We start from the raw sequence: 6,249 nt of genomic DNA on the forward strand, positions 1-6,249 counted from the left end.
GATCGGAGCCGTAGCCCATGGTCACGCCAGCGCTTTGAAGCGTTTCGAGCGCCGACAAGCCGGCATCGAGAACGAAGCTCACCTTTTCAAGGGATTCGGCGGACATGCCGTATCTGGCTCCGTCCCGAGCGACGACAGCAAAGGTGATGTTCGTCGGGACGACGAACGCGCCTGCCTCGCGAACCCGGTTGGCGGTTGTCGCTTTGATGAGGTTTCCATGCTCGATTCGGATGGTCGACGTTTCATCCCAGATTTACTTTCGCGCCTCACGCCGGCACTCGCGCACATAGTCCGCCGGGTTATGTCGCCAAGCGCCGAGCGGATTTGCGGCAAGGGGAAGTCCGGGCACTCCTCGCACCCTCGTCCTCGCGCAACACCGCACGTAACAGAAACGATAGCACGCATTCTCACAATTAACGACGGCTGTTCGGCAGTGGGCTTCGTCGCGAGCGAGGACGAGAGTGTCGGGTCTACAACCAAATGTCGGAGGTCGGACCCAAATGTCGGAGGTCGGACACGCAAGGCCCTTACCACGTAGGTGATTGAAAGCTTTATTGACGAGGCGCTCCAATGGCCGGCCCGCAATGCGGGAGATATTGTTAGAGGCGTCTCGAATGACTTCTCCGCGGGACCCGAAGGGCGTCTCAGGCATCCTTTGGCACGATTAGTGCAACGGATGATCCGCAAACGTTGCCGATACAATGTGAGGGGAGCGTCACCCAGATTTTTGTGTTGACCGTCCACTCACTCTTCACCCAGTGGCTGCCGCGCAGGCGCTTGCGGACGCCGGTCAGCCCGATAGCTCATCGATCCAGATCAGCGGAGAACAATACACAGAATGGGAACGAGATCAGCATGAACTCGAATTTTAGTCGTTTGGCCCAAGCCACCGCTATGAACTTGCTCTGGACGTCGGCGAACGAAGGCATGTGGATGCCGGCCCAGATTACGGAACTTGGCGCGGCCATGCGCGCGAATGGACTCCAGCTTGATCCCGCGCAGCTCAGCCGTCTAGACACTGCCCCGCTCAACGCGATCGTATCACTGGGCGGATGTTCAGCTTCCTTCGTCAGTCCGCAAGGACTGGTTGCGACCAACCGTCACTGCGTGCTGGAATCGATCCAGTACAACAGCAAGGAGAGTCAAGACTATCTCACCAAGGGATTTCTAGCGAAAAGCCTTGGTGAAGAATTACCCGCGGTGCCCGGCAGCCGCATCTATGTGATCGAGGATATCCGTGATGTGACCGCCGACATGCTCAAGGGCGTATCGGACAAGCTGAACGGCTTTGCCCGCTATGAGCGGCTCGACAGGAACCGGAAGGCGCTGATCGCCGCATGTGAAGAACAGCCCAATCGCCGCTGCGACGTGGAGTCCTATTATGGCGGCGCCTCCTACTATCTCCAGCAGAAGCTCGAAATTCAGGACGTGCGCCTAGTCTATGCGCCCGCGCTCGGCATCGGTAACTTCGGCGGCGAAACGGACAATTGGACGTGGCCGCGCCACACAGGCGACTTCGGTTTTTACCGCGCTTATGTCGCTCCTGATGGTTCCTCCCGGCCTTATGCGCGCGACAACGTGCCCTACCGGCCGAAGAGCTGGCTGCGCATTGCCTCTAAAGGCGTGCAAGACGGCGATTTCGTCATGGTCGTCGGCTTTCCCGGAGAAACCAATCGGTTCCGCACGGCGGATGAAGTACGGTTCAATTTCGCGCGGTACGAACCGCTGTTGCAGCATTTGCTGTCGGATTATGCGGCCCAGATAAACCAAACCACGGCAGGCAATCGAGAAGCGCAGATCCGCTACGCCTCCATCCTGCAAGGCGTGGAAAACTACAAGAAGAAGTTGGCGGGCGATCTCGCCGGGGCCAATGCGATCGGGCTCGACGTGCGCAAGGCGATCGAGGAGAAAGCTTATCTCGACTGGGTCGCCGACGATCCCGCGCGGCAGGCGCGCTATGGCGCAGCGATCGGCGAACTGGGCGCCATGGTGGACGAGAATAGCCAGGCCTCGCTCGAGGGGCTGCGCCAGGCGCTGCTGAACCGCGCGCAAATGCTCTCATCCGCGCGCACTCTGTATCGCTGGGCCAAGGAGCACGAGAAGCTCGATGAAGACCGCGAACGCGGCTTTCAGGATCGTGACCGTAACCAGACCGTGGATCAACTGACGCAGATCGAACGCGGTTACCTGCCCGACATCGATCGCAAGCTATTTGAGGCCGCGCTCGATGAATATCGCCGGCTAGACGCAAAGGACCGCGATACTGCGTTCGAAACGGCTCTGGACCAAATCGGCCTTGACCGACTTTATGCAGAAACCAAACTCGCCGACACGGCCACGCGGCTCGGCTGGCTCGACAAGCGGGCTGCTGCCTTCGAGGCGTCGGACGATCCTTTCATCAAGCTGGCGGTCGCGCTCTATCCCGGCGACATAGCTGCGGAGCGCGCGGCGAAGGACCGCGCTGGCCGAGCGCAGGCGGCGCGCGCGACTTATATGCAGGGCCTGCGCGCCTACTGGCAGGCGATTGGCCGGCCGGTGTATCCCGACGCGAATGGATCGCTGCGCATCACCTGGGGCAAGGTGTCGGGGCGAACACGCGACGGGCAGATCTGGACGCCATTCACCACGGCTGAGGGACTTCTGGCCAAGCACACTGGCAAGGGCGAGTTTGATGCGCCCGCCGCCGCCGTCGCTGCGATCCGGGCCAAGAATTATGGCCCCTATGTCGCGCCGGAGCTGGGCACTTTGCCGGTCGACTTCATGTCCACGGTCGACATTACCAATGGCAATAGCGGCTCGGCCACGCTGAATGGGCGCGGCGAGTTCGTCGGTCTCGCCTTTGATGGCACGCTCGATGGAGTGATCTCCGATTGGGCATATGCCGCAGACCGCAGTCGAAGCATCCATGTCGACAGTCGCTTCATGCTTTGGACCATGGACAAGATTGACGGCGCTGCCTGGTTGCTCAAGGAGATGGGAGTGCTGCCGGCGTCGCGTTCATGAGCGGGGTAGTCTGGCGGTAGGCGGCCTGTCGGCGTCATACCTCCACAAATCCCCCTTGGAATTTTAGACAAATCCCGTGTGGAAGCGCCGCCTCAGCCGGTCTTGCAGCGCCTGCCGGTCGGCGACGAGGTCGTCGCAGCGACCCGGCGCCGCTGCCCGGCCATCAATTGTCCAATCGGCGCCCACGTGCCAACACAAACACGCCGCAGTCATAAGCATTCGGCTGTCGGGTCATGGGGGCTGCCTCGAAGGTGCCGTTCAGCACCCTTGCGAGCTGGTTTGCAGGCTCGTCGTTGTGGCCCTGTCCGGGAGGAGTCGTGGTGATAGGCGACCCGCTCCGGGTTGCGGCCATCAACGAGCAGCAGCGAGCAATGGGTGCTGTCGCTGGTACGATTGCCATTGCTCACTGGCACGAATAGGAAGTCGGCTGGGCCGACAGCTCGATTATAGATGACCTGCAATGTCTCTTGCGCGTTCTGCGACCCTGCGTAACGCATTTGATCCACCTCGCGACCCAAGTTCCATGTTCCAGTCTGCCAATTATGCGACTTTAGAAGTACAAACCATGAACGCTGTGGCCGCGTGGTTATTGAGTTCCAATCGCTATTTAGTCTGCTTGCATGTTCCGAAATGACCGCGTTGGGCCCGCAAGCTGACAGGCGGCTTTGCGGACCACTGGGTAGAAAGGAGTCATCCGCCACGACGTTGCGCACAGCCCGGAGGTGCAACTCCAACGCATGATGCGTATCTTATAGCGAGTTTAGGTCTATATGGAACTCAAACGCACCTCCGGTCTGCAGATCACCACGTCGTATTCAGCGCGTGCGCATTTTCGAGAAGTCGGCACCGACGACTAGCAGGTTCTCATGTTCCATCTTGGCCCCTCCGGCATCATCCTTATTGATACTGCTTGGCACCATGACTTCGAACCTGACCGACGTCACAAGGTCATCGCTCACACTCGACACCCACGCTCAACCGGAATCGTCAATATGCAGCAACATTTCTGCATCGACATCAGCTGATACGTCATCAGCAATAGTCATCGATCGAGTCGCCAAGGTCCTCTCCAGCTAGTTCGCAGAAGTGCTTCAGAGCGCCCTTGAGACTGAAGAAGGTGAATTCGCTTCGGTGATGGAAAAGGCCATCATGGATTGAAATGTGGGCCACTGCCCAATTCTTTATGGCGTCGCCGGCAAAATGAGTGAGTACGATCAGGTCATCGTCCTTGAGATTCCGGTCGACGACGAGGCTCGTGGAGAGCTGGTTGCGCGCGAAGATACTTCCGAAAGAGAGGCGCGATTCATAAAGAAGAAGGGCGTCGTCGGTGAATTCGTCCGGGCACGCCGGAAATTCGGTTGGAACCTTCCAGCGGACCTGGACCGCAAGAGGGGTCAGAGATGGGTAGAGTGTTTCTGCCTGGTTAAGCATTCTTCAATCCTCGCGGCGTGAGTGCCTCAATGATCAGCCTTGCCGAGAAACGACACTTGGTAAAGACTTGCGACCGCAAAGATCGGGTGGCCGTGTCACTAAATGCATATAGCCCTAGCGACTGCTATACCTGATTGAGTGTTGCGCGCCCGCCACGCTCGGACTGAGCGATTTGACGGCGATGCTTGCACCGTCAACAACGTGATTCGAGACAGCATGAGACATGGCTGCATGAGTGGCCCAAGGGTCACCGCCTAACCCGTAACATCCTGAAATCCGTTGCGGCCTGCTTGGTGGCGAAGCCGTACGTCCACCACCCTTGCCATCGACGTCCAGACGGATCCCCTGGATCGGCAGCTTTCAGGAAATGGCTTGGGCAATTCGAGCGGCTGGAATGAGGCGCAAAGCCGCCGTTCACCTCTCCTTCGAGTCAGCGCTCCGACCGGCCAAAATCGTCGAGGCCTCCAACAAGGTGAAATGGGTATTTCACACTGACGCGCAACCCGGGGTGATGAAGGTATGCCAAAACCCACCGAGCCTGATTGGCGATCCAGCGTTAGCCGTCTCAACCTGAAATCGCGGCAACGTTTGCCGACGACTGATCCAATGCCAACCGCTCCATTTCCGGGCGACTGTGTTCACGGGCGGCAAGAATCTGGGCTCTTGTCTGCTTGAGTTGCTCAAGACCGAGAACCAAGGCGCCCTGCAGCCGCTTGCGGTCGCCGAGAATATCCTGGTCGATCTGCGCGATATCGCGTGGATCGATCGCGCGTGAGGGATCGAAGACAAAGCGGGCTTCGACGGACCTTCGCCAATTTAACAACTTCTGCGCCGTTTTGGGTTCGAATCCGGACACGCTGTAGAGCTTGTTCCTCTCGACATCGAGCGCTGTTTCGACGCCATACGACTCCAGGACCTGTTTCTTTCCCGGTCCGATGCTCTCGATCTTTGCCGATGAGATTTCAAAGTTGTCCAGGAACCGGTGCAGTTGCGCCTGACGGCGGTCGCGCTCGAGCTCCGAGATCCTGGCTACCGTTTGGAAGGTAAGATGTCCCATTCGCGCCTGAGCCCGGCGAGCACCGTTTTTTGCCTGTCGAAGGCATCCGGCCCGGCTCTCTGCATCCACGTGGTTTGCGCGTTTTTCCACTGGGTGGCGGCCTCGCCGGCGATGCGCCGGTATTCCGCAGCCTCACTGTCCCTGTTCAAGAAACCTCTCAACCCCAGAAAAACCCCCAAGGCAATGCCCAGCACCCAGATCTGCGCCATCATCAAGCCAGCGACGCCGACTACTGCGGCCGCTACTCCTGCCCGGAAGTTGGTGCGGCGCGCGTGCCCCTTGAGCTTCAAGGCGTTGGGATCTGGTGTCACATTCTTCTCGGGGACGGTCGGCACCGGCCCGGGATGCGGGATGGCGTCCACCTGCGCTGGAATCCGGCGATATCGAAAAGCGTCGCCCCGCTGGCGGGAACAACGGTTGAGAACAGCGGGACGCCAGTGGCGCCTTCCATTTTGCACCAAGGGCACGGCGATGAGCCAAGTGACCAGTGGCTGGAATTGGCGGAGCACTGCTTGAGGTTCGCTTCAAGTTCGGCCAAGGCAGCCACCCAGTCCCGGGCCACGGGCCTGCCAGCCGACGTTCCTTTTTGCGAGAAGGCATCCTCAAACATTTTTGCAAGTCGTGGGCCGACGGTGGAACGCGCCCCGAAACCCGAAGCTTCTTGCAGGCCGAGAAGGAACTGGACGGCAAGGGCTGGCTTCCCGCAGCGTTGCGGGCGACGGTCAAAGTAGAAAGCGACAGTATGGCAATCGCCGCCG

4 protein-coding genes are annotated in these 6,249 nt (G+C 59.4%); 1 reads left to right on the forward strand and 3 read right to left on the reverse strand.

Translation table 11 applies throughout. The features are described from left to right. Nucleotides 1-855 precede the first annotated feature (855 nt). The gene (locus EOA86_RS18125; RefSeq protein ID WP_091600481.1) at nucleotides 856-3,003 is read left to right on the forward strand and encodes a S46 family peptidase; all 2,148 of its coding nucleotides are present in this window, start codon (nucleotides 856-858) and stop codon (nucleotides 3,001-3,003) included. Nucleotides 3,004-4,035: 1,032 nt separating this feature from the next. Here the strand turns inward: EOA86_RS18125 and EOA86_RS39430 are convergent. The 3 genes from EOA86_RS39430 to EOA86_RS18140 form a co-directional block, all read right to left on the reverse strand. Next, a complete protein-coding gene (locus EOA86_RS39430; RefSeq protein ID WP_091600482.1) occupies nucleotides 4,036-4,434 on the reverse strand; it encodes a hypothetical protein in 399 nt (132 codons plus the stop codon). Between the two features lie 565 nt (nucleotides 4,435-4,999). After that, a complete protein-coding gene (locus EOA86_RS18135) occupies nucleotides 5,000-5,491 on the reverse strand; it encodes a hypothetical protein (protein WP_128342920.1) in 492 nt (163 codons plus the stop codon). Beyond that, on the reverse strand, nucleotides 5,464-5,853 hold the full coding sequence (locus EOA86_RS18140; RefSeq protein WP_091600484.1) for a hypothetical protein: 390 nt from the start codon (nucleotides 5,851-5,853) through the stop codon (nucleotides 5,464-5,466). Before EOA86_RS18140 ends, EOA86_RS18135 begins: the two co-directional genes overlap by 28 nt. Between the last annotated feature and the right edge of the window lie 396 nt (nucleotides 5,854-6,249).

This window comes from Mesorhizobium sp. M5C.F.Ca.IN.020.32.2.1, assembly GCF_004023105.1.
Lineage (GTDB): Bacteria > Pseudomonadota > Alphaproteobacteria > Rhizobiales > Rhizobiaceae > Mesorhizobium > Mesorhizobium wenxiniae.

Excerpts from the sequence above, each read along its gene's own strand:
- EOA86_RS18125 (WP_091600481.1), top strand. The coding sequence starts at position 856 with ATGAACTCGAATTTTAGTCGTTTGGCCCAAGCCACCGCTATGAACTTG.
- EOA86_RS39430 (WP_091600482.1), bottom strand. The coding sequence starts at position 4,434 with ATGCTTAACCAGGCAGAAACACTCTACCCATCTCTGACCCCTCTTGCG.
- EOA86_RS18135 (WP_128342920.1), bottom strand. The coding sequence starts at position 5,491 with ATGGGACATCTTACCTTCCAAACGGTAGCCAGGATCTCGGAGCTCGAG.